Source organism: Pseudomonas sp. MF7453 (assembly GCF_016405455.1).
In the GTDB taxonomy this organism is placed as follows: Bacteria; Pseudomonadota; Gammaproteobacteria; order Pseudomonadales; family Pseudomonadaceae; genus Aquipseudomonas; species Aquipseudomonas paralactis.
Map to the genome: position 1 here is coordinate 23,983 of NZ_JAEKCN010000007.1, position 23,462 is coordinate 47,444.

The 23,462-nt window shown below is 58.9% G+C and carries 20 protein-coding genes; 15 read left to right on the top strand and 5 right to left on the bottom strand.

The features are described 5' to 3' along the window. Position 1: 1 nt before the first annotated feature. Both murU and JFT63_RS12460 read right to left on the bottom strand, forming a co-directional pair. Positions 2-676, bottom strand: a complete 675-nt coding sequence (murU, locus tag JFT63_RS12455; protein WP_057702261.1) for an N-acetylmuramate alpha-1-phosphate uridylyltransferase MurU — start codon at positions 674-676, stop codon at positions 2-4. Next, the gene (locus JFT63_RS12460) at positions 673-1,698 is read right to left on the bottom strand and encodes an aminoglycoside phosphotransferase family protein (protein ID WP_198844071.1); all 1,026 of its coding nucleotides are present in this window, start codon (positions 1,696-1,698) and stop codon (positions 673-675) included. The genes murU and JFT63_RS12460 overlap by 4 nt, the downstream gene beginning before the upstream one ends. Positions 1,699-1,828: 130 nt before the next feature. Here JFT63_RS12460 and JFT63_RS12465 point away from each other — a divergent pair, with 130 nt between their 5' ends. The 11 genes from JFT63_RS12465 to JFT63_RS12515 all read left to right on the top strand — a co-directional run bounded on the left by JFT63_RS12465 (position 1,829) and on the right by JFT63_RS12515 (position 15,955). Further along, positions 1,829-4,633, top strand: a complete 2,805-nt coding sequence (locus JFT63_RS12465; protein ID WP_198844072.1) for an LPS-assembly protein LptD — start codon at positions 1,829-1,831, stop codon at positions 4,631-4,633. Further along, positions 4,614-5,948: a peptidylprolyl isomerase gene (locus JFT63_RS12470; protein ID WP_164366076.1), complete on the top strand. Its 1,335-nt coding sequence runs from the start codon at positions 4,614-4,616 to the stop codon at positions 5,946-5,948. The genes JFT63_RS12465 and JFT63_RS12470 overlap by 20 nt, the downstream gene beginning before the upstream one ends. Then, complete coding sequence (pdxA, locus tag JFT63_RS12475; protein ID WP_198708074.1) at positions 5,945-6,934, top strand: 4-hydroxythreonine-4-phosphate dehydrogenase PdxA; 990 nt, start codon at positions 5,945-5,947, stop codon at positions 6,932-6,934. The genes JFT63_RS12470 and pdxA overlap by 4 nt, the downstream gene beginning before the upstream one ends. Beyond that, entirely contained in the window at positions 6,931-7,743 is an 813-nt protein-coding gene (gene rsmA, locus JFT63_RS12480; RefSeq protein ID WP_057702256.1) for a 16S rRNA (adenine(1518)-N(6)/adenine(1519)-N(6))-dimethyltransferase RsmA, read from the top strand. The genes pdxA and rsmA overlap by 4 nt, the downstream gene beginning before the upstream one ends. A gap of 190 nt (positions 7,744-7,933) precedes the next feature. Beyond that, positions 7,934-8,314, top strand: coding sequence for a Co2+/Mg2+ efflux protein ApaG (gene apaG / locus JFT63_RS12485; RefSeq protein WP_186560348.1), 381 nt, complete (start codon positions 7,934-7,936; stop codon positions 8,312-8,314). Continuing rightward, positions 8,314-9,165, top strand: a complete 852-nt coding sequence (locus JFT63_RS12490) for a symmetrical bis(5'-nucleosyl)-tetraphosphatase (RefSeq protein WP_198844073.1) — start codon at positions 8,314-8,316, stop codon at positions 9,163-9,165. Before apaG ends, JFT63_RS12490 begins: the two co-directional genes overlap by 1 nt. Positions 9,166-9,174: 9 nt before the next feature. Continuing rightward, a complete protein-coding gene (gene glpE / locus JFT63_RS12495; protein ID WP_198844074.1) occupies positions 9,175-9,504 on the top strand; it encodes a thiosulfate sulfurtransferase GlpE in 330 nt (109 codons plus the stop codon). Positions 9,505-9,789: 285 nt separating this feature from the next. Then, positions 9,790-11,712: a PrkA family serine protein kinase gene (locus JFT63_RS12500; protein WP_003194732.1), complete on the top strand. Its 1,923-nt coding sequence runs from the start codon at positions 9,790-9,792 to the stop codon at positions 11,710-11,712. Positions 11,713-11,825: 113 nt separating this feature from the next. Further along, on the top strand, positions 11,826-13,097 hold the full coding sequence (locus JFT63_RS12505) for a YeaH/YhbH family protein (protein WP_032879178.1): 1,272 nt from the start codon (positions 11,826-11,828) through the stop codon (positions 13,095-13,097). After that, positions 13,094-14,659, top strand: coding sequence for a SpoVR family protein (locus JFT63_RS12510; protein WP_057702252.1), 1,566 nt, complete (start codon positions 13,094-13,096; stop codon positions 14,657-14,659). Before JFT63_RS12505 ends, JFT63_RS12510 begins: the two co-directional genes overlap by 4 nt. A 63-nt stretch (positions 14,660-14,722) precedes the next feature. Further along, positions 14,723-15,955, top strand: a complete 1,233-nt coding sequence (locus JFT63_RS12515) for a multifunctional CCA addition/repair protein (RefSeq protein WP_198844075.1) — start codon at positions 14,723-14,725, stop codon at positions 15,953-15,955. A gap of 72 nt (positions 15,956-16,027) precedes the next feature. Here the strand turns inward: JFT63_RS12515 and folK are convergent, their stop codons facing one another. After that, the gene (folK, locus tag JFT63_RS12520; protein WP_198844076.1) at positions 16,028-16,546 is read right to left on the bottom strand and encodes a 2-amino-4-hydroxy-6-hydroxymethyldihydropteridine diphosphokinase; all 519 of its coding nucleotides are present in this window, start codon (positions 16,544-16,546) and stop codon (positions 16,028-16,030) included. Beyond that, on the bottom strand, positions 16,537-16,890 hold the full coding sequence (gene folB / locus JFT63_RS12525) for a dihydroneopterin aldolase (RefSeq protein ID WP_032803736.1): 354 nt from the start codon (positions 16,888-16,890) through the stop codon (positions 16,537-16,539). Before folB ends, folK begins: the two co-directional genes overlap by 10 nt. Before the next feature lie 74 nt (positions 16,891-16,964). Here folB and plsY point away from each other — a divergent pair, with 74 nt between their 5' ends. Then, positions 16,965-17,534: a glycerol-3-phosphate 1-O-acyltransferase PlsY gene (gene plsY / locus JFT63_RS12530; RefSeq protein WP_057702248.1), complete on the top strand. Its 570-nt coding sequence runs from the start codon at positions 16,965-16,967 to the stop codon at positions 17,532-17,534. A gap of 31 nt (positions 17,535-17,565) precedes the next feature. Here plsY and tsaD read toward each other — a convergent pair whose 3' ends face one another. Next, positions 17,566-18,591 carry a tRNA (adenosine(37)-N6)-threonylcarbamoyltransferase complex transferase subunit TsaD gene (gene tsaD, locus JFT63_RS12535; protein ID WP_198708079.1) on the bottom strand — a complete coding sequence of 342 codons (1,026 nt, stop codon included), beginning with the start codon at positions 18,589-18,591 and terminating at the stop codon, positions 17,566-17,568. Positions 18,592-18,794: 203 nt separating this feature from the next. Here tsaD and rpsU point away from each other — a divergent pair, with 203 nt between their 5' ends. The 3 genes from rpsU to rpoD all read left to right on the top strand — a co-directional run bounded on the left by rpsU (position 18,795) and on the right by rpoD (position 23,342). Next, the gene (rpsU, locus tag JFT63_RS12540) at positions 18,795-19,010 is read left to right on the top strand and encodes a 30S ribosomal protein S21 (protein WP_002551877.1); all 216 of its coding nucleotides are present in this window, start codon (positions 18,795-18,797) and stop codon (positions 19,008-19,010) included. Positions 19,011-19,453: 443 nt separating this feature from the next. Further along, complete coding sequence (dnaG, locus tag JFT63_RS12545; RefSeq protein ID WP_005792066.1) at positions 19,454-21,424, top strand: DNA primase; 1,971 nt, start codon at positions 19,454-19,456, stop codon at positions 21,422-21,424. Between the two features lie 67 nt (positions 21,425-21,491). Beyond that, a complete protein-coding gene (gene rpoD / locus JFT63_RS12550; RefSeq protein WP_005792068.1) occupies positions 21,492-23,342 on the top strand; it encodes an RNA polymerase sigma factor RpoD in 1,851 nt (616 codons plus the stop codon). The last annotated feature ends 120 nt before the right edge of the window (positions 23,343-23,462 follow it).

Below are 23,462 nucleotides of genomic sequence, written 5' to 3' on the forward strand. Positions count from 1 at the left end.
CTTACTGCTCCGCTGTCAGCAAGGTTTCGACCTGCGCCAAGCGCTCCAGCGTCCCGACATCCACCCAGCGTCCCGTCATGTGCTCCCCCGTTACCAGGCCTTTGGCCATGGCCGCGCGCAACAGCGGGGCCAACTTGAAGGCACCGGCGCTGCAACCCGCGAACATTTTGGGGTCGAGCACTGAAATGCCACTGAAGGTCAGGTTATCGGCACCGGGCGCGGCATCATGAAGCACGCCGTGATCCAGGTAGAAATCTCCGCCCGAAGGATGATGCGCAGGGTTGTCGACCATCACCAGGTGCGCCAGGCCCTGGATCGGCTGCTTGAGGCGAGTGAAATCGTAGTCGGTCCAGATATCGCCGTTGACTACCAGGAAGGGCTCGTCGCCCAGCAACGGCAACGCCTGGAATATTCCGCCCCCCGTTTCCAGCGGCTCACCCTCCGGCGAGTAGCGGATGCGCAGACCGAACTGGGCGCCGTCGCCCAAATAGTTTTCAATTTGCTGGCCGAGCCATGCATGGTTGATCACGATGTCGGTGAAACCGGCTTTCGCCAAGGCTTCAAGGTGATACTCGATCAGCCGCTTGCCGCCGGCTTGCACCAGCGGCTTGGGCGTATGCAGGGTGAGCGGACGCATACGCTCGCCCTTCCCCGCTGCCAGGATCATTGCCTTCATACAGTGGCCTCGGCGGGTTGGCGCAGGCTGGCAAGCAGCTCGCCCAGATCGCTCAACTCGGGCCGGTCGGCCAGCACCGCTTCTATATAGGCAAAGAAGCGCGGCACATCAGCCAGGTAACGCGGTTTGCCGTCACGGTGGCAAATACGCGAAAAAATACCAATGACCTTGAGATGACGCTGCACGCCCATCAGATCGCTGGCACGCAGGAAATCTTCGAAGTCATCCTGCACCGGGATCCCCAACTGCCCGGCGCGCTGCCAGTAGCCGTGCTGCCATTCACGCACACGCGCCTGGGGCCAACTGAGGAAGGCGTCCTTGAACAGGCAGGTAATGTCGTAAGTCACCGGGCCGTAGACCGCATCCTGGAAATCCAGCACGCCGGGGTTCGGCTCACTGATCATCAGGTTGCGCGGCATATAGTCGCGATGCACCAGCACCTTGGGCTGGGCCAGGGCACTGTCGATCAACTGCGCGCTGGCGCGTTGCCATAGAGCTTGCTGCTCAGCGTCAAAGTCGATCCCCAGGTGACGGCGCACGTACCATTCCGGGAACAACTCAAGCTCGCGACGCAACAAGGCCATGTCGTAGCTGGGCAATGGTGCGTCCATCGGCAATTGCTGGAAAGCCAGCAGCGCATCGATGGCATCGGCAAATAATTGATCGGCGTTTTCAGCGTCAATCACATCCAGATAGGTTTTTCTGCCCAGGTCATTGAGCAAAAGAAAGCCGCGAGGCAAATCTTCTGCATAAATTTTTGGCACATTTATTCCTGATTTCGCCAGCAAATCCGCGATATCGACGAAAGGTTTGCAGTTTTCCTGGGGGGGTGGCGCGTCCATCACGACGAACGTATGGGCACCGCCCTCCCACCGGAAGTAACGCCTGAAACTCGCGTCGCTGCTGGCCGCGGTCAATGTGGCCGGGGGTACGGGGCCCCAGTCCTGAGCGTTGAAGAGGATCGGCAACTGCTCATCCAGCCAGACTTCCAGCTGTTGTAAACGTAGATCTTGCTCGGGCATTACAAGGGTCTCCGACGGCGCTAGCCGTCAAGCGGGGCATGCTTTATTATCACGCATCTTTTTCAGACCATCGAGAGGCGTGCGGCCCAAACCGCGGGCAGATGGCACGCAGGAAGCCCGGACTAATAAGATGGCATTGAAATCCCCCGCGTTTCGTAGAAAATTTCCGTTGCTGGTAACCGGCAGTCTGCTGGCCTTGCAACCTTTCGCCACCTCATTCGTGGTCGCCGCGGAACAGTATGACTGCTCAGTCTCTGCTTCGGGTGCCTGGGATTGCGCGCCGAAGACCGCCGCAGCCCCGTTGCCACCGCGCCCGGTGCATGACGGTTCTGCCGTCAGCTCGGCCAACAGCACGCCGCAAGGCAAGGCTGGCGGCAGCGTCGACGCCGAACCCAAGACCGTGCTGGTCACCGAATCCAAGGGCCGTGGCCTGCGCTCGCGCAGCGCCGACTACAGCCACCTGGACTGGGTGCCTCGCGACAAGCTGACTGCAGCGCAGTTGGCCGAAACCGGCCCTTACTGCGGCGGCGCCTACATCGAGCCGACTCGTCCTGGCATGAACGACAAGACGGACAAGAGCGACGCGCCGACCTTCATCGGCGCCAAGGCCTCGCGTTACGAGCAGGAACAGCAGGTCGCCACCCTGGCCGGTGACGTGGTCATGCGCCAGGGCAGCATGCAGCTCGAAGCCGACGAAGCCAGCCTGTACCAGGCCGAGAACCGTGGCGAGCTGAACGGTAAAGTGCGACTGCGCGACAACGGCGCGCTGATCGTGGGTGACCATGCCCAGGTCCAGCTCGACACCGGCGCCGCCCAGATCGACAACGCCGAATACGTAATGCACAAGTCGCGCATTCGCGGTAACGCGCTGTACGCCAAGCGTGCCGAGAACGCGATCATCCGTCTCAAGGACGGTACGTACACCACCTGCGAGCCGGACAGCAACGCCTGGCAGCTCAAGGGCAACAACATCACGTTGAACCCGGCCACCGGTTTCGGTACGGCGACCAACGCGACGTTGCGGGTCAAGAACATCCCGATCCTGTACACCCCGTACATTTACTTCCCGATCGACGACCGTCGCCAATCCGGCTTCCTGCCGCCGAGCTTCAGCACCGGCAGCGAGACTGGCTTTACGCTGGTAACGCCGTACTACTTCAACCTGGCGCCTAACTACGATGCCACGTTGTACCCGCAATACATGACCAAGCGCGGCTTGTTGATGGAGGGCGAATTCCGCTATCTGACCAAGTCGAGTGAAGGGCAGTTTGGTGGGGCGTATCTTAATGATGATAGCGACGAGCGGAAGAAACAGACCGATTACGAAAAAACCCGTTATATGCTCAATTGGCAGCATAGAGGTGGGCTGGATTCACGATTGTCGACACTGGTTGATTACACCAAGATCAGCGATCCGTTCTACTTCCAGGACTTGAAGTCCTATCAGGAAGGCGTTCAGAGCCAGGATTTCCTGAACCAGCAGGGTTCTGTGAGCTACCGTGGCGACAGCTACCAGGCCGCCGTGAACTTGCAGTCCTACCAGTTGGCGACGATTTCTCAGATCACTCCGTATGATCGACTCCCGCAAATCACCTTTAACGGTACGCTCCCGTTTCAACCGGGTGGGCTGAACTTCTCTTATGAGACCGAAGCAGTCAGGTTTGATCGCGATCTCAGAAGTGGGAATGTTTTTGACAAAGATGGAGGCCCGTTCGGTGCGAATGGACTTCCCATCGGTGAGAAGCGCCTGGATGAAAACGTAACAGGTCTGACCCGTGCAAACGGTACTCGCCTGAACGTTGCGCCAGCCGTCTCGTACCCGATGAACTGGAGCTACGGTTTTATTACGCCGAAGTTGAAATACGTCTATACCAAATACGATTTGGATCTTGACGGTAAAGGCAAGGACCAAATGGCGCTGGCCGGCCAGACATTTAACAGTTCACAAGATCGCTCCGTGCCTATCGCAAGCATCGACAGCGGCCTGTACTTCGACCGCAAAACCAATTGGTTCGGCAAAGACTACAACCAGACCCTCGAACCTCGTGCGTTCTACCTCTACGTACCGAACAAAGATCAAACCGAGATCCCTGTCTTCGATACCAGCGAGAACTCGTTCAGCTACTCCTCGTTGTTCCGGGATAACCGCTTCAGTGGTTCCGACCGGATCGGCGACGAGAACAAGCTTTCCTTTGGCCTTACCAGCCGCTGGATCGAAGAAAACGGCTTCGAACGCCAGCGTGCCTCCATTGGTCAAGCGGTTTATTTCAAGGACCGTGAAGTTCAATTGCCAGGCGTCAACGCCAAGACACGTGATGATGCGCACTCCAACGTTTCTCCAATCGCGTTGGAATACGAGTTCCGCTTCAACCGCGACTGGCGCGCCACAGCTGACTACAACTGGGACACCGAAAGCCACGCCCCACGCTCCGGCAGCGCGATGTTCCACTATCAGCCGGAAGACAACCCGAACAAGGTCGTCAACCTGGGCTATCGCTATCGCAACGACCAGGTGGTCTACAACCAGTTAACCGGCAAATGGCAGTTTGGTGGAGACTTCGGCCAGGAAGGTGATCCGAACTTCGTGAAGGATTACTACAAAATCCAACAACACGACTTCTCGATGATGTGGCCGATCGTTCCGCAGTGGAATCTGATCACCCGCTGGCAGTATGACTATGCCCGCAACCGTACCCTGGAAGCCTTTGGTGGTTTCGAGTACGACAACTGCTGCTGGAAACTGCGCGTCATCAACCGTTACTGGGTTTCCAACGACGAATACAGCCAGATCGCCCCTCAGAACGAAAAGGGTGACCACGGGCTCTTCTTCCAGATCGTCCTTAAAGGACTCGGCGGCCTGACCGGCGCCAAGGTAGAGAGCTTCCTCGACAAAGGCATTGAAGGTTATCGTGAACGTGAAGACAAAGCTTTCTGAGTGTTTGCGCCCGCTAGTGCTGGGCGCGCTGTTCCTGGGGACCGTTTCGGCACACGCCGCGGTTCAACAGCTGGATAAAGTAGCGGCCATCGTCGACAACGACGTGATCATGCAGAGCCAGCTGGACCAACGGGTCAAGGAAGTACAGCAAACCATCGCCAAGCGTGGCGGTGGTGTGCCGCCTACCAGCGTTCTGGAACCCCAGGTACTGGAACGTCTGATCGTTGAAAACCTGCAATTGCAGATCGGCGAACGCTCCGGCATCCGGATTTCGGACGAAGAACTGAACCAGGCCGTTGGCACCATCGCTCAGCGCAACAATATGAGCATTGACCAGTTCCGCGCCGCGCTGGCCCACGATGGCCTGTCCTATGAGGACGCCCGTGACCAGATCAAGCGCGAGATGATCATCAGCCGTGTGCGTCAGCGTCGTGTGGCCGAGCGGGTCCAGGTATCCGAGCAGGAAGTGAAGAACTTCCTGGCTTCGGACCTTGGCAAGATGCAGCTTTCCGAAGAACTGCACCTGGCCAATATCCTTATCCCGACACCAGACAGTGCAAGCGCCGAACAGCTGAATGCAGCCGCCGCCAAGACCCAGGCGGTGTACGACCGCCTGAAAGCCGGTGCTGACTTTGCCCAGACTGCTATTGCCGTCTCCGGCAGCGATAACGCACTGGACGGTGGTGACATGGGCTGGCGTAAAGCTGCACAGCTGCCACCTCCGTTCGATCGCGAGCTGAGCTCCATGGAAGTTGGCGGTATCACCCAGCCAGCACGCACCCCAGGCGGCTTCATCATCCTCAAGCTGCTCGGCAAGCGCGGCGGCGAGACCTCGCTTAAAGACGAAGTACACGTTCGTCATATCCTGGTCAAACCCAGCGAAATCCGTACCGAGGCACAAACCAAGGAACTGGCGCAGAAGATCTACGACCGCATCGAAAGCGGTGAAGACTTCGCCACCCTGGCCAAAAGCTTCTCGGAAGACCCTGGCTCTGCCCTTAACGGCGGCGACTTGAACTGGATTGACCCCAAAGCCCTGGTGCCCGAGTTCCAACAGGTCATGGCCGACACCCCGCAAGGCGTATTGTCCAAGCCGTTCAAGACTCAATACGGCTGGCATGTGCTGGAAGTCCTTGGCCGTCGTGCCACCGACAACACCAACCAGGCACGCGAGCAGCAGGCTCTCACCGTACTGCGCAACCGCAAATACGACGAAGAGCTGCAAACCTGGCTGCGTCAGATCCGTGACGAAGCCTATGTAGAGAACAAGCTGCCAGGCGCCGAGCAAACAGGCACCGACCAGGCAGCCCAGTGAAACCCCAGCGTTTCGCGGTGACACCCGGCGAGCCGGCCGGCATTGGTCCAGACCTTTGCCTGCTGCTCGCCTCGCAACCTCAGCCACACCCCCTGATTGCCATTACCAGCCGCGACCTGCTCATTGAGCGGGCCGCGCAGCTGGGCGTGGCCGTCAACTTGCTGGAGGTGGCGCCGGGCAATTGGCCGCACGCACCCGCCCCGGCCGGCAGCCTGTATGTGTGGGACACCCCATTGCAAGCCAAGGTGGTCGCCGGGCAACTGAACACGGCCAATGCAGCCTTCGTGCTGGAAACCCTGACACGCGCCGGACAAGGCTGCATCGACGGTACCTTTGCCGGCATGATCACCGCGCCTGTGCATAAAGGCGTGATCAACGAATCCGGCATCGCGTTTTCCGGCCATACCGAGTTCCTGGCCGAGCTGACCCATACCGAGCAAGTCGTGATGATGCTGGCTACCCGTGGCCTGCGTGTTGCGCTGGTGACCACCCATCTGCCACTGCGCGATATTGCCGATGCCATCACCGCCGAGCGCATAGAGCGCGTCACACGCATCCTGCACGACGACCTGCAACACAAATTCGGCATTGCCCAACCGCGTATTCTGGTGTGCGGGCTCAACCCCCACGCCGGTGAAGGCGGCCACTTGGGCCATGAAGAAATCGACATCATTGAACCGACATTAGAGCGCCTGCGCCAAGAAGGCATGGACCTGCGCGGCCCATTGCCTGCAGACACTCTGTTTACCCCCAAATATCTGGAGCACTGCGACGCAGTGCTGGCGATGTACCACGACCAGGGGCTGCCCGTGCTGAAGTACAAAGGCTTCGGCGCTGCAGTCAACGTGACCCTGGGCCTGCCGATCATCCGCACCTCCGTCGACCATGGCACAGCCCTGGACCTGGCGGGCAGCGGCAAGATCGATACCGGCAGCCTGCACGTGGCCCTGGAAACCGCCTATCAGATGGCCGAGACCCGTATATGACTGAGCATTACCAACACCGGGCGCGCAAGCGCTTCGGGCAAAACTTCCTGCACGACGCTGGCGTGATCGACCGTATCCTGCGCTCCATCCACGCCAAGCCAGAAGACCGCCTGCTGGAAATCGGCCCGGGCCAGGGCGCGCTGACACAAGGCCTGCTGGCCAGCGGTGGGCAACTGGACGTGGTGGAACTGGACAAGGACTTGATCCCGATCCTCAACCAGCAGTTCGCCGGCAAGTCCAACTTCAACCTGCACCAGGGCGATGCGCTGAAGTTCGACTTCAATAGCCTCAATGCCGCGCCCAATAGCCTGCGGGTGGTGGGCAACCTGCCGTACAACATCTCCACACCGCTGATTTTTCACCTGCTGAACAACGCCGGGATCATCCGCGACATGCACTTCATGCTGCAAAAAGAAGTGGTGGAACGTCTGGCAGCCGGCCCCGGTGGTGGCGACTGGGGACGGTTGTCGATCATGGTCCAGTACCACTGCCGCGTGGAGCACCTGTTCAACGTAGGGCCTGGGGCGTTCAACCCGCCGCCAAAGGTCGATTCGGCCATCGTGCGACTGGTGCCTCACGCCGTGCTGCCGCACCCGGCCAAGGATCACAAACTGCTGGAGCGCGTGGTACGCGAAGCGTTCAACCAACGTCGCAAGACCCTGCGCAATACGCTCAAGGCCCTGCTGAGCAACGCTGAAATCGAAGCCGCCGGCGTCGATGGCAGCCTGCGCCCCGAACAGCTGGACCTGGCTGCTTTCGTACGCCTGGCCGACCAACTTGCCATCCAGCCAGCGCCAACAGAAGGATAAGGCTCAACGCGATCCAATGTGGGAGGGGGCTTGCTCCCGATAGGGGAGTATCAGTGGATACATTTTCAACTGACACATCGCTATCGGGAGCAAGCCCCCTCCCACATTTGGATCACGTATCTGGCCTAGTGCCCACCTCATGGCCTAGACTGACCCGCATCTGCTGTCCCCTGCTTTTAAGGCCTCTTGCATGTCCGATCCTCGCTATCAGATCGACGTCAGCGTCGTCACCCGCTTCCTGGCGGACCAATCGCAACCCGAACAGAACCGCTTTGCCTTTGCCTACACCGTCACCGTAAAAAACAACGGGTTGGTCCCGGCCAAGCTGCTGTCGCGCCACTGGGTCATCACCGATGGCGACGGCCAGGTCGAGGAAGTGCGCGGGGCAGGGGTTGTCGGCCAGCAACCGTTGATCGACAGCGGCGCCAGCCACACTTACAGCAGCGGCACGGTGATGACCTCCAAGGTCGGCACCATGCAGGGCTCGTATCAGATGAAAGCTACCGACGGTCATTTGTTCGATGCAACGATCAAGCCCTTCCGCCTGGCCGTGCCAGGAGCCCTGCACTGATGGCGACGTACGCGGTCGGCGACCTGCAAGGTTGCCTTGAACCTCTCAAGCGCCTGCTTGAGCGCGTAGCCTTTAACCCCGCAAGCGATCGCCTGTGGCTGGTGGGCGACCTCGTCAACCGCGGCCCGCAGTCATTGGAAACCCTGCGCTACCTCTATAGCCTGCGTGATTCGCTGGTATGCGTGCTGGGTAACCACGACCTGCACCTGCTCGCAGCCGGCAATAACATCGAGCGCCTGAAAAAGGGCGACACCCTGCGCGAGATCCTCGAAGCCCCGGACCGCACCGAGCTGCTCGACTGGCTACGCCGGCAAAAACTCATGCACTACGATGAGGGCCGCAACATGGCCTTGGTGCATGCAGGTATACCGCCTCAGTGGACACTGAAAAAAGCCCTCAAATGCGCCGCTGAAGTCCAAAGCGCACTGGCCGATGACACCCTGTACACCACCTACCTGGACGGGATGTACGGCAATGAACCGGTGAAATGGGACAACGACCTCAGCGGCGTCACCCGCCTGCGCGTGATCACCAACTATTTCACGCGGATGCGTTTCTGCACCGCTGAAGGCAAGCTGGACCTCAAGAGCAAGGAAGGCGCCGACACCGCACTACCCGGCTACAAGCCCTGGTTCGCCCACAAGGAGCGCAAGACCCGCGATACGAAGATCATCTTTGGTCACTGGGCCGCCCTGGAAGGCAAATGTGACGAACCCGGCGTGTTCGCCCTCGACACCGGTTGCGTGTGGGGCGGCGCCATGACCCTGATGAACATCGACACCGGCGAGCGCTTCGGCTGCCAGTGTGAGCCCCCTCTTTCCATTACCCAGCCGGCCGCCGCCAAGCCATAGGAGCCCGCCATGACCGAATTCAAACGTATCCCCCCCGAAGACGCCCAAGCGCTGCGCGAGCAAGGCGCAGTAGTGGTCGATATCCGCGACCAGCCTACTTATGCGGCGGCCCATATCACCGGCGCCCAGCATCTGGACAACGTCAACATCGCCGACTTCATCCGCGCCGCCGACCTTGATGCGCCGCTGATCGTGGCCTGCTACCACGGCAACTCCAGCCAGAGCGCCGCCGCCTACCTGGTCAGCCAGGGCTTCTCCGACGTCTACAGCCTGGACGGCGGCTTTGAGCTGTGGCGTGCGACCTATCCCGCAGAGATTTCCTCCAGCGATTCGCAATAATTTTTTTCACACCCCGCTACCCCGCGTGACGCTTGGGCTTGCGCCGTTTCTGACGAACGGCGCAGCCAAACTAATTGCGCATCGCGCCTTGACCTCCCGGATTCCGAACTATCCTTAAGCGCAGGCCATCCGAATCAGGGGAGAGCCGGTACACCGGCGTACGGGTCATCGGTAGCGTTTCAGGGTGTTCTGGGGGGAAAACAGCCATTGGCGTACGTCAATGACTGCCAGCATCCGCTGATTGATCCGGCGTCGGCTCCACGTATCGAGCGAGGTGACGACGTCATGAGTATCTTTAGCCACTTCCAACAACGCTTCGCGTCCACGCAGCAGGAAGAACTCACGCTTCAAGAGTATCTCGAGCTGTGCAAGCAGGACCGCAGCACCTATGCCTCTGCCGCCGAACGCCTGCTGTTGGCGATCGGCGAGCCGGAGCTGGTGGAAACCGCCAACAATTCGCGCCTGTCGCGGATATTTTCCAACAAGGTGATCCGCCGCTATCCGGCCTTTGAAGACTTCCATGGCATGGAAGAATGCATCGACCAGATCGTCTCCTACTTCCGCCATGCCGCCCAGGGCCTGGAAGAGAAGAAACAGATCCTCTACCTGCTCGGCCCGGTCGGCGGCGGCAAGTCGTCCCTGGCGGAAAAGCTCAAGCAACTAATCGAGAAAGTGCCCTTCTACGCGATCAAGGGCTCGCCGGTCTTCGAATCGCCCCTGGGCCTGTTCAACGCCACGGAAGATGGCGCTATTCTCGAAGAAGACTTCGGCATCCCGCGGCGCTACCTCAACACCATCATGTCGCCCTGGGCCACCAAGCGCCTGGCCGAATTCGGCGGCGATATCAGCCAATTCCGCGTGGTCAAACTCTACCCGTCGATCCTCAACCAGATCGGCGTGGCCAAGACCGAACCCGGCGATGAAAACAACCAGGACATTTCGGCACTGGTGGGCAAGGTCGATATCCGCAAACTCGAAGAGTTCCCGCAGAACGACGCTGACGCCTACAGCTACTCGGGCGCGCTGTGCCGGGCCAACCAGGGCTTGATGGAGTTCGTGGAGATGTTCAAGGCGCCGATCAAGGTGCTGCACCCACTGCTCACCGCTACCCAGGAAGGCAACTACAACAGCACCGAAGGCCTGGGCGCGATTCCGTTTACAGGGATTCTGCTGGCTCACTCCAACGAATCGGAATGGCACACCTTCCGCAACAACAAGAACAACGAAGCCTTCATCGACCGGATCTATATCGTCAAGGTGCCGTACTGCCTGCGGGTCAGCGATGAGATCAAGATTTACGACAAGCTGTTGTTCAACAGCTCCCTGGCCAAGGCCCACTGCGCACCCGACACCTTGAAGATGCTCGCCCAGTTCACCGTACTGTCGCGCCTTAAGGAGCCGGAGAACTCGAACATCTACTCAAAAATGCGGGTGTATGACGGCGAGAACCTCAAGGACACCGATCCCAAGGCCAAATCGATCCAGGAGTATCGCGACACGGCTGGCGTCGATGAGGGTATGAATGGCCTGTCGACGCGTTTTGCTTTCAAGATCCTGTCCAAAGTCTTCAACTTCGACCCTCACGAAATCGCCGCCAACCCGGTGCACTTGCTCTATGTGCTTGAGCAGCAGATTGAACAGGAGCAGTTCCAGGCCGAAACCCGTGAGCGCTACCTGCGCTTCCTCAAGGAATACCTGGCGCCGCGCTACATCGAGTTTATCGGCAAGGAAATCCAGACCGCTTACCTGGAGTCTTACAGCGAGTACGGCCAGAACATCTTCGACCGCTACGTGCTGTACGCCGACTTCTGGATCCAGGACCAGGAATACCGCGACCCGGAAACCGGCGAAATCCTCAATCGCGTGGCCCTCAACGAAGAATTGGAAAAGATCGAGAAACCCGCCGGCATCAGCAATCCGAAGGATTTCCGCAACGAAATCGTCAACTTCGTACTGCGCGCCCGGGCCAACAATAACGGCAAGAACCCTACCTGGCTCAGCTACGAGAAGCTGCGGGTGGTCATCGAGAAGAAAATGTTCTCCAACACCGAGGATCTGCTGCCGGTCATCAGCTTCAATGCCAAGGCCAGCAAGGAGGATCAGCAAAAACACAACGACTTCGTCACACGAATGGTCGAGCGCGGCTACACCGACAAACAAGTACGGCTGCTCTCCGAGTGGTACTTGCGGGTGCGTAAATCGCAGTAAGGCAGCGACGAGCGAACGCTGCCAGGCGTCTTGCCTGGCGGCTGACCGCTTGTCTCTAAGCTTCCAGCTCGCGGCTTGAAGCTTGTAACGTGAAGCTGCCCGGAGGGCTCCCCATGAGCTATGTGATCGACCGACGCCTCAATGGCAAGAACAAGAGCACGGTAAACCGCCAGCGTTTCCTGCGGCGTTACCGTGACCACATCAAAAAGGCTGTAGAAGAAGCTGTCAGCCGCCGCTCCATTACCGACATGGAGCATGGCGAGCAAATCAGCATTCCTGGCCGGGACATCGACGAGCCTGTGCTTCACCATGGGCGCGGCGGCAAACAGACTGTCGTGCACCCCGGCAACAAGGAATTCACCACTGGCGAACACATCCAGCGCCCACAAGGCGGTGGTGGCGGCAAGGGGCCGGGCAAGGCCGGCAACTCCGGCGAAGGCATGGATGAATTCGTGTTCCAGATCACTCAGGAAGAGTTCCTCGAATTCATGTTCGAAGACCTCGAACTGCCTAACCTGGTCAAGCGCAACCTGACCGGCACCGACACGTTCAAGACCGTCCGCGCGGGCATCAGCAACGAGGGCAACCCTTCACGCATCAACATCATCCGCACCTTGCGTTCAGCCCACGCGCGACGCATCGCCCTCTCGGGCAGCAGCCGCGCAAAGCTAAAGGCGGCCAAGGAAGAACTGGCACGATTGAAGCGTGAAGAACCAGACAACTTCGGCGATATCCAGGAAATCGAGGCAGAAATCGAGAAACTCAGCGCACGTATTCATCGCGTGCCGTTCCTCGACACCTTTGACTTGAAATACAACCTGCTGGTGAAGCAGCCCAACCCCAGCTCCAAGGCCGTGATGTTCTGCCTGATGGACGTCTCCGGCTCCATGACCCAGGCCACCAAGGACATCGCCAAGCGCTTCTTTATCCTGCTGTACCTGTTTCTGAAACGGAACTACGACAAGATCGACGTCGTGTTTATTCGCCATCACACCAGCGCACGGGAAGTGGACGAAGAAGAGTTTTTTTATTCGCGGGAAACCGGCGGCACCATCGTATCCAGCGCGTTGAAGCTGATGCAGGAAATCATGGCCGAGCGCTACCCTGCCAACGAATGGAACATCTACGCCGCCCAGGCCTCGGACGGCGACAACTGGAACGACGACTCGCCGATCTGCCGCGACATTTTGATCAATCAGATCATGCCGTTTGTGCAGTACTACACCTATGTTGAAATCACCCCCCGTGAGCATCAGGCCCTGTGGTTCGAATACGAGCGCATTGGCGAAGCCTTTGCCGACACGTTCGCCCAACAGCAACTGGTCTCGGCCGGCGATATTTATCCGGTCTTCCGTGAACTCTTCCAGCGCAGGTTAGTGACATGACCGCCAAAAAAGAGAACAAGCGCCAACCCATCTCCACTGGCTCCGAGTGGACCTTTGAATTGATCCAGGCCTATGACCGGGAAATCAGCCGTATTGCAGCGGGTTATGCCCTGGACACTTACCCCAACCAGATTGAAGTGATCACCGCTGAGCAAATGATGGATGCCTATGCCTCTGTGGGCATGCCGTTGGGTTATCACCATTGGTCCTATGGCAAACATTTTCTCAGCACAGAGAAGTCCTATACGCGAGGCCAGATGGGCCTGGCCTACGAGATCGTGATCAACTCCGACCCGTGCATTGCCTATCTGATGGAAGAAAACACCATCTGCATGCAGGCGTTGGTGGTGGCTCATGCCTGCTATGGACATAACAGTTTCTTCAAAGGCAATTACCTGTTTCGAACCTGGACCGACGCCAGCTCAATCATCGATTACCTGGTATTCGCCAAGCAGTACATCATGCAGTGTGAAGAACGCCACGGCATCGATGCGGTGGAAGACCTGCTGGACTCTTGCCATGCACTGATGAATTACGGAGTCGACCGCTACAAGCGCCCGTATCCGATTTCAGCCGAGGAAGAGCGCCTGCGCCAGAAAGAGCGAGAGGAGCACCTGCAGAAACAAATCAACGATTTGTGGCGCACCATTCCCAAGCGCGCCGGCAAAAACAACGACAAGGACAATGCACGCTTCCCCGCCGAACCTCAGGAAAACATCCTGTATTTTCTGGAAAAACACGCCCCGTTGCTGGAGCCCTGGCAGCGTGAGATTGTGCGCATCGTGCGCAAGATCGCTCAGTATTTTTATCCACAGCGTCAAACACAGGTGATGAACGAAGGCTGGGCAACATTCTGGCACTACACGCTGATGAACGACCTGTACGACGAGGGCCTGGTTACCGACGGCTTTATGATGGAGTTCCTCACGTCCCACACCAGCGTAGTTTTTCAACCTGGCTTCGACAGCCCGTATTACAACGGCATCAACCCCTATGCACTGGGTTTTGCCATGTACCGCGATATCCGCCGCATGTGCGAACACCCCACCGAGGAGGATCGTCGCTGGTTCCCGGAAATCGCCGGCAGCGACTGGTTATCGACCATCAAGTTCGCCATGAGCAGCTTCAAGGACGAGAGTTTCATCCTGCAGTACCTGTCACCCCAGGTGATTCGTGACCTCAAGTTGTTCAGCATTCTGGATGACGACCTGAAAGATGACCTGGTGGTGCCGGCTATCCACGATGAACCCGGCTACCGCATCATTCGCGAAACCCTGGCCGCTCAGTACAACCTGGGCAACCGTGAGCCCAACGTGCAGATCTACAGCATCGATGTACGCGGCGACCGTTCACTTACCTTGCGTCATCAACAACACGATCGTAAGCCCTTGGGCGACTCCACCGAGGAAGTGCTCAAGCACCTGCACCGACTCTGGGGTTTTGACATTCACCTGGAGACCCTGCAAGGCGATCAGGTGATGAAAACCCATCACGTGCCACCGCGCAGCGATCACAACGACAACGACTATGGCCGCCTGGACATGGCCGTCGTTCATCTCTGAAACAGCAAAGCCTCCATTGGTCAGGCACAGGCGTTATCCTGTGCCGCTAATGGAGGCGTTTTCATGAAAATCTACAAAGTCGGCGGCGCGGTGCGTGATCGCCTGCTGGGCATCAAGGTCACCGATGTCGACCGCGTCGTCGTGGGCGCAACCACCGAAGAGATGCTCGCCAAAGGTTATAAACCCGTAGGGGCTGATTTCCCGGTATTTCTCGACCCGAAAAACGGCGATGAGTACGCCCTTGCCCGCACCGAACGCAAGAGTGGCCGAGGCTACGGTGGCTTTGTGTTTCACGCGAGCCCCGATGTGACGTTGGAGGAGGACCTGATCCGTCGCGACCTGACCATCAACGCCATGGCAGAAGACGATGACGGCACTCTGACCGACCCTTATCAGGGCCAACGCGATCTGGAAGCGCGCATTTTGCGGCATGTTTCCCCCGCGTTCGCCGAAGATCCATTGCGGGTACTGCGCGTCGCCCGTTTTGCCGCACGTTACGCATATCTGGGTTTCACAGTCGCACCCGAGACGCTGGACTTGATGCGCCAACTAAGTGATTCCGGTGAACTGGAGGCTCTTACCCCCGAGCGCAGTTGGAAAGAAATCTCCCGCGCGCTGATGGAGGATCAGCCACAGGTTTTCATTCAGGTGCTGCGCGACTGCGGCGCACTGAAAACATTAATGCCGGAAGTGGACGCCCTGTTCGGCGTGCCGCAACCCGAGGCCCATCACCCGGAAATAGATACTGGCGTACACACCTTGAGCGTGCTGGAACAAGCTGCATTGCACAAACAGCCGCTCACCGTGCGCTGGGCCTGCCTGCTGCACGACCTGGGCAAGGGCCTGACGCCTGTGGATAAGTTGCCCCAGCATATTGCCCATGAACACCGAGGCTTGAAGCTGATCAAGGTGGTGAACGAACGTTTCAAGGTTCCGAAGGATTGCCAGGAACTGGCCTTGCTGGTGGGCCAATATCACACCCACGGGCATCGAGCGCTGGAGCTGAAAGCCTCGACTCTGCTGGAGTTGTTGCAAAGCTTCGACGTGTACCGCCGGCCGCAACGCTTCGAAGAATTTGTGGTGGCCTGCGAAATGGATGCCCGGGGCCGCAAAGGCCTTGAGCAGCGCAGTTATCCACAGGCGGATTATTTGCGCGGCGCGGCAAAGGCTGCACGCGAAGTACCGGTTGCGCCACTGCTGGAGAAAGGCTTCAAAGGCCCCGAACTGGGAGAGGCGCTAAAGCGCGAACGACTCAAGACGCTCAAAGCCTACAAGGAACAGCAAAAGCTCTTGTAGGAGCGAGCTTGCTCGCGAAGAACCTCAACGATGACGCAGCGCCCTCAGGTTTTTCGCGAGCAAGCTCGACTCCTACAAAAGAGCTTGTGGCGTGAGTGGCTGACCCTGCCACTCGAACGCCACAGGTGCCAATACCTGATCAATTTGCGCGTCTCGCCACAACTCGGCCATTGTTTTACCCGCCTCCGGATGCATACGGTCCGGCGCCATCATCGACAGCGGCCACAACACAAAAGCATTTTTCAGGATTTCTGCCCGTGGCAAGATCAACCCATCAAAATTGCCTACCAAGTCGCCATACAACAGCACATCGATATCCAGCGGCAACCCCTTGCGATCAGGCGCATATCGGCCATTATCGGCCTCGATGAGCTTGAGCCGACGGTCCAGTTCCATCAACGGCAGGTCGGTATAGGCCGACACCACCAGGTTGAAAAACAGCCCGCTCTTGATACCCACCGGCTGGCTCTCGAACACCGCCGAACAGCGCATCTGCGTCAGGAACCCTGCGAGCGCATCCAGGCCGGCGCATAGACGGCTCTCGCGCTCGATGTTGCTGCCAAGCCCGAGGTAAACCTGAGTCAACGACATCCGCGCTCGATCTCCACGCCCACGCCCTTGGCAGCGGGCACCGCGCCTGGCTTGGTCAACTTGAGGTGCAGCCAGGGAATCTGGAATTCGCTCATCAGCACTTCGGCCAGGCGCTCGGCAAAGGTTTCCACCAGCTGATACCGGGACTGCTCGGCAAAGGCCTGGATACGCGCGGATACACTGGCGTAGTCCAGCGCCAAAGTCAGGTCATCACCTGCGGCGGCCGGGCGATTGTCCCAAGCGAAGCTCAGGTCCAGGCGCAGGCATTGACGGATGCCGCGCTCCCAGTCGTAGGCCCCGATCACGGTGTCTACTTCCAGGCCTTCGATAAACACTCTGTCCAAGCACTCTTCTCCGCAGCACGACAAGGGCGCGATGCCCCGTTAGAATCAGGGCGTCCTCGCCCGGAATAGTTAGCATGTTTTGGTTACTGGCGATTCTCGCCTACCTGCTCGGCTCGCTGTCCTTCGCCATTTTGCTCAGCCGCCTGACGGGAAATCCCGACCCGCGAATGAGTGGCTCAGGCAATGCCGGCGCCACCAATATGTTGCGCCTGGCCGGCAAGAAACTTGCCGTCCTGACCCTGCTGGGCGACGTTTGCAAGGGCCTGCTGCCCGTGCTATTCGCCAGCCTCGCAGGCCTTACCCTGCAACAGCAGGCCTGGGTAGGCATATGCGCCGTCCTCGGCCACCTGTTCCCATTGTACTTCCGCTTTCGTGGTGGCAAGGGTGTCGCCACCGCGGCCGGGATGCTTTTGGGCATCTACCCACCGGCTGCATTGCTGGCCATGCTCGCCTGGCTGCTGACGTTTTACCTGACCCGTACCAGCTCGCTGGCCGCGCTGATTGCCACGCCGCTTACCCTGCCGCTGTTGGCCTGGCAGGCACCGCAGGCGTTACTGCCGATGAGCGTGCTGACACTGCTGATCGTGTGGCGCCACCGCGGCAATCTACGCGACCTGTTTGCCGGGCGCGAACGGCATTTTTAAATACGCCGCACGAAACCGGTTCACACAAGCCCTACAGCGGCGGCAACTGCTCCATCGGCCAGCGAGCCTGCACGCTGATCGCCAGGCTTTCATGCTGCCCGGCCTGCAAGCGCTGGCAGCCGGCGTAGGCAATCATCGCGCCGTTGTCAGTGCAGAATTCCGGACGGGCGTAGAACACATGGCCTTGCATGTCGCCGAGCATCTTTTCGAGCGAACTGCGCAATGCCTTATTGGCGCTGACGCCGCCTGCAATCACCAGCCGCTTCATACCTGCCTGCTTGAGGGCGCGCTTGCACTTGATGGTCAAAGTCTCCACCACGGCCTGCTGGAACGCCAGTGCGATGTCGCAACGGGCTTGCTGACTGTCGTCCCCGGCGCTGACGCTCTGCTGCCAGGTATTGAGCGCGGACGTTTTCAAACCGCTGAAACTGAACATCAGCCCCGGACGATCACACATCGGACGCGGGAAAACGTAGCGCCCGGCCACGCCGTTCTCGGCCAGACGGGCGATTTCCGGCCCACCAGGATAGTTAAGCCCCATCATCTTCGCGGTTTTGTCGAAGGCTTCACCGGCGGCATCATCCAGGGACTCGCCCAACAGCGTGTATTGGCCGATCCCATCGACCTGAACCAGCTGCGTATGACCACCCGACACCAACAAAGCGACGAACGGGAACTCTGGTGGTGTTTTTTCCAGCATCGGCGCCAGTAAATGGCCTTCCATGTGGTGCACACCGAGGGCGGGAATACCCCAGGCAAAGGCCAGCGCCTGAGCGCAAGAGGCCCCAACCAGAAGGGCTCCAACCAATCCGGGGCCTGCCGTGTAGGCGATGGCGTCGATCTCGGTCGGCACACAGCCAGCCTCGTCCAGCACCTGGCGAATCAACGGCAGCATGCGTTTGACGTGATCACGGCTGGCCAGCTCCGGAACCACGCCGCCATAGGCGCGGTGCAGGTCGATCTGACTGAACAGTGCATCGGCCAAAAGCCCGCGTTCACTGTCGTATAGTGCGACTCCGGTTTCGTCGCAGGAGGTTTCAAGTCCCAGTACTAGCATGGGTTTGCGCCTTGTAGAGGCTGAATTCGAAGGCGCGCATAATAGTCGCCACTCCCCCTCCCGACTAGCGGTTTTCGATCAGAGGCTTTGCATTCCGGGCAATGAGGGGTTAACATCCGCAACCCTTAAAAACCGACGACCTCAGCCGCGAATTTTTTGCGACGAGAACGTTGATTCCCGGTAATGAAAGAAGGTAGCTCTGGATGCCAGCCGTCAAAGTAAAAGAGAACGAACCCTTCGACGTAGCTCTGCGTCGTTTCAAGCGCTCCTGCGAAAAAGCCGGTGTTCTGGCTGAAGTTCGTAGCCGCGAATTTTATGAGAAGCCAACTTCTGAGCGTAAGCGTAAAGCAGCAGCCGCTGTTAAGCGTCACGCCAAGAAAGTTCAGCGCGAACAGCGCCGCGCCGTTCGTCTGTACTAATACACAGACGTTCGTAGCAAGCTTCTGCCAAGCCCGGCCCTCAGCCGGGCTGTTGGCATTTGCGGATATCGCTTGATGCTTCACCGTCGACGCCGCACATGCGACCGAGACACTGCTTCACACGTCAGGGCTGGCTCTTTTGCCAGCGGTGCACGTCTCTTCTGACGAGCCTAACAAGGCTACTGACGAGCACACCTATTCTTCAAGCAGACGATCAACTGTATCGGCTGTGCCCATTGATGCGTTTCCGAGGCCCACCGTTGGCCAAGACCGGACGCCCGGGCAACATTTCCATGCCGAACACTGATCAGAAACTACCCTCAGTGAATATTCGGCAGATACACTTCCTGATGACCCATGCAGACGATGATGATCAAGCACTCCCCACGTGCGCTTGAACACTTCACGGGCCCTCATTTACACGCAGTGATGACGAGAACGCCATGGCCGGGCTGATTCCCCAGAGCTTTATTGACGACCTTCTGAACCGCACCGACATCGTCGATGTTGTCAGCTCACGCGTACAGCTGAAAAAAGCCGGCAAAAACTACACCGCCTGCTGCCCGTTCCATAAAGAGAAAACTCCGTCATTCAGCGTCAGCCCCGACAAGCAGTTCTATTACTGCTTCGGTTGCGGCGCTGGCGGCAACGCCCTCGGCTTCCTGATGGACCACGACAACCTGGACTTCCCCCAGGCCGTCGAGGATCTGGCAAAAGCCGCGGGCATGGAAATCCCCCGGGAAGAAAGTGGTCGCCCGCACAAACCCCGGCAACCCACCGACTCGCCGCTGTATCCGCTGCTGACTGCGGCTGCCGACTTCTATCGCCAGGCGCTTAAAAGCCATCCGCAGCGCAAGGCCGCCGTCGACTACCTCAAGGGCCGCGGCCTTACCGGTGAAATCGCCCGCGACTTTGGCCTCGGCTTCGCCCCGCCCGGCTGGGACAACCTCTACAAACACCTGAGCAGCGATACTCTGCAGCAAAAGGCCATGATCGATGCCGGCCTGCTGATAGAGAACGCCGAGACCGGCAAGCGCTATGACCGCTTCCGCGACCGCGTGATGTTTCCGATCCGCGACAGCCGCGGCCGCATCATCGCCTTTGGTGGTCGCGTACTCGGGGACGACAAGCCCAAGTACCTGAACTCCCCGGAAACCCCGGTATTCCACAAGGGCCAGGAACTCTACGGCCTGTTCGAAGCGCGCAAGAACAACCGCAACCTCGACGAAATCATCGTGGTTGAAGGCTATATGGACGTGATCGCCCTGGCCCAGCAAGGTCTGCGCAACGCTGTGGCAACCCTGGGCACCGCCACCAGCGAAGAGCATTTGAAGCGTCTGTTCCGCGTCGTGCCCAGCGTGCTGTTCTGTTTTGACGGCGACCAGGCCGGCCGTAACGCCGCCTGGCGCGCGCTTGAGGCCACGCTGTCAAGCCTGCAGGACGGGCGCCGCGCACGTTTCTTGTTCCTGCCCGAAGGCGAGGACCCGGACACCCTGGTCCGCTCGGAAGGCACCGACGCGTTCCGTGCACGCATCAATCAACATGCACAGCCGCTGGCGGATTATTTCTTCCAGCAATTGACCGAAGAAGCCGACCCGCGCTCGCTCGAAGGCAAGGCCCATATGGCCACCCTCGCAGCGCCGTTGATCGACAAGGTACCAGGCGCCAATTTACGCACCCTGATGCGCCAGCGCCTGCTGGAAATTACCGGATTGAGTGGCGAAGCCGTGAGCCAGCTGGTGCACAGCGCACCGCAAGATGCGCCGCCAGCCTACGACCCAGGCATGGATTACGACGCCATGCCGGACTATGCCGACTTTCACCAGCCCCAGGAGGCCTTCGCGCCCCAGCAGGAGTGGACGCCGAAAAAGCCCGGGGCCGGCGGCAAGAAGTGGGACAAGAAACCCTGGAGCAAAAACGGCAAGCGCGGTGATCGCGATGAAGCCTACGCCCCACGCACACCCGTAGCCGTCGAAGCCCCGACGCTTATCGCGCTGCGTACGCTGATTCATCACCCGCAACTGGCCGGCAAGGTTGAAAGCGCCGACCACTTTGCCAACGAAAGCAACACCTACGCCCAGGTGCTGATTGCCCTGATCGAGGCGGTGCAGAAAAATCCCAAGCTAAACTCAATCCAGCTGATGGCTCGCTGGCATGGCACCGAACAAGGCCGCTTATTGAAAGCGCTGGCAGAAAAGGAGTGGCTAATTGACGGCGACAACCTTGAACAACAGTTTTTAGACACCATTAATAGGTTATCTGCGGGTCAGCACACTCAGACCCTCGATGAGCTCATTAAGAGAGCAAGGCAGCCGGGATTGTCGGCTGAAGAGCAGATTCAGATAGCAAAACAGATGCGCGACCTCTTAAAACAGAATGTTTACGCATCAAACCCGACCTCAGCTGGCGTGTGAGGTCATAGCTCGGGTATAATCCTCGGCTTGTTTTTTGCCCGCCAAGACCTTCAGTGGATAGGGTGTTATGTCCGGAAAAGCGCAACAGCAGTCTCGTATCAAAGAGTTGATCACACTTGGTCGTGAGCAGGGTTACCTGACTTACGCGGAGGTCAACGACCACCTGCCTGAGGATATTTCAGATCCGGAGCAGGTGGAAGACATCATCCGCATGATTAACGACATGGGGATCAACGTATTCGAAGTCGCGCCAGATAAGGATTCCCTTATGCTGGCCGATGCTGATACCGACGAGGCCGCCGCTGAGGAAGCTGCTGCCGCGCTGGCTGCAGTAGAGACCGATATCGGCCGCACGACGGACCCGGTGCGCATGTATATGCGCGAAATGGGTACTGTTGAGTTGCTGACACGCGAAGGCGAAATCGAAATCGCCAAGCGTATCGAAGAGGGCATCCGTGAAGTGATGGGCGCAATTGCGCACTTCCCTGGCACGGTTGACCACATTCTCTCCGAGTACACCCGCGTCACCACCGAAGGTGGTCGCCTGTCCGACGTCCTGAGCGGTTATATCGACCCGGACGACGGCATTGCGCCGCCTGCCGCCGAAGTACCGCCGCCTGTCGACGCCAAAGCCGCGAAAGCGGATGACGACGCCGAAGATGACGACGCCGAAGCCAGCAGCGACGACGAAGATGAAGTCGAAAGCGGCCCGGACCCAATCGTCGCGGCCCAGCGTTTCGGTGCGGTTTCCGATCAAATGGAAATCACCCGCAAGGCCTTGAAGAAGCATGGTCGCTCCAACAAGCAGGCAATTGCCGAGCTGGTGGCGCTGGCCGAGCTGTTCATGCCGATCAAGCTGGTGCCCAAGCAATTCGAAGGCCTGGTTGAGCGCGTTCGTAGCGCCCTTGAGCGCCTGCGTGCACAAGAGCGTGCGATCATGCAGCTGTGCGTGCGTGATGCCCGTATGCCGCGTACCGACTTCCTGCGCCAGTTCCCGGGCAACGAAGTTGACGAAAGCTGGACCGACGCACTGGCCAAGGGCAAGGCGAAATACGCCGAAGCCATCGGCCGTCTGCAGCCCGATATCATTCGCTGCCAGCAGAAGCTGACTGCGCTTGAAACCGAAACCGGTCTGACGATTGCAGAAATCAAGGACATCAACCGTCGTATGTCGATCGGTGAGGCCAAGGCCCGCCGCGCGAAGAAAGAGATGGTTGAAGCGAACTTGCGTCTGGTGATCTCGATCGCCAAGAAGTACACCAACCGTGGCCTGCAGTTCCTGGACCTGATCCAGGAAGGCAACATCGGCTTGATGAAAGCGGTAGACAAGTTCGAATACCGTCGCGGCTACAAGTTCTCGACTTATGCCACCTGGTGGATCCGTCAGGCGATCACTCGCTCGATCGCCGACCAGGCCCGCACCATCCGTATTCCGGTGCACATGATCGAGACCATCAACAAGCTCAACCGTATTTCCCGGCAGATGTTGCAGGAAATGGGTCGCGAACCGACCCCGGAAGAGCTGGGCGAACGCATGGAAATGCCTGAGGATAAAATCCGCAAGGTATTGAAGATCGCTAAAGAGCCGATCTCCATGGAAACGCCGATTGGTGATGACGAAGACTCCCATCTGGGTGACTTCATCGAAGACTCGACCATGCAGTCGCCAATCGATGTCGCCACTGTTGAGAGCCTGAAGGAAGCGACTCGCGACGTACTGTCCGGCCTCACTGCCCGTGAAGCCAAGGTACTGCGCATGCGTTTCGGCATCGACATGAATACCGATCACACCCTTGAGGAAGTCGGTAAGCAGTTTGACGTGACCCGCGAGCGGATCCGTCAGATCGAAGCCAAGGCGCTGCGCAAGTTGCGCCACCCGACGCGAAGCGAGCATCTGCGCTCCTTCCTCGACGAGTGATACCAGAACCCCCGGCCCAGGCCGGGGGTTTTGTTTTGTACAGATTAAATCCCCCGCAACACCCCTCCCCCGAAATGCCCGTCTACACTCGAACTATTCCCCGTGCCATAACGAGACCGT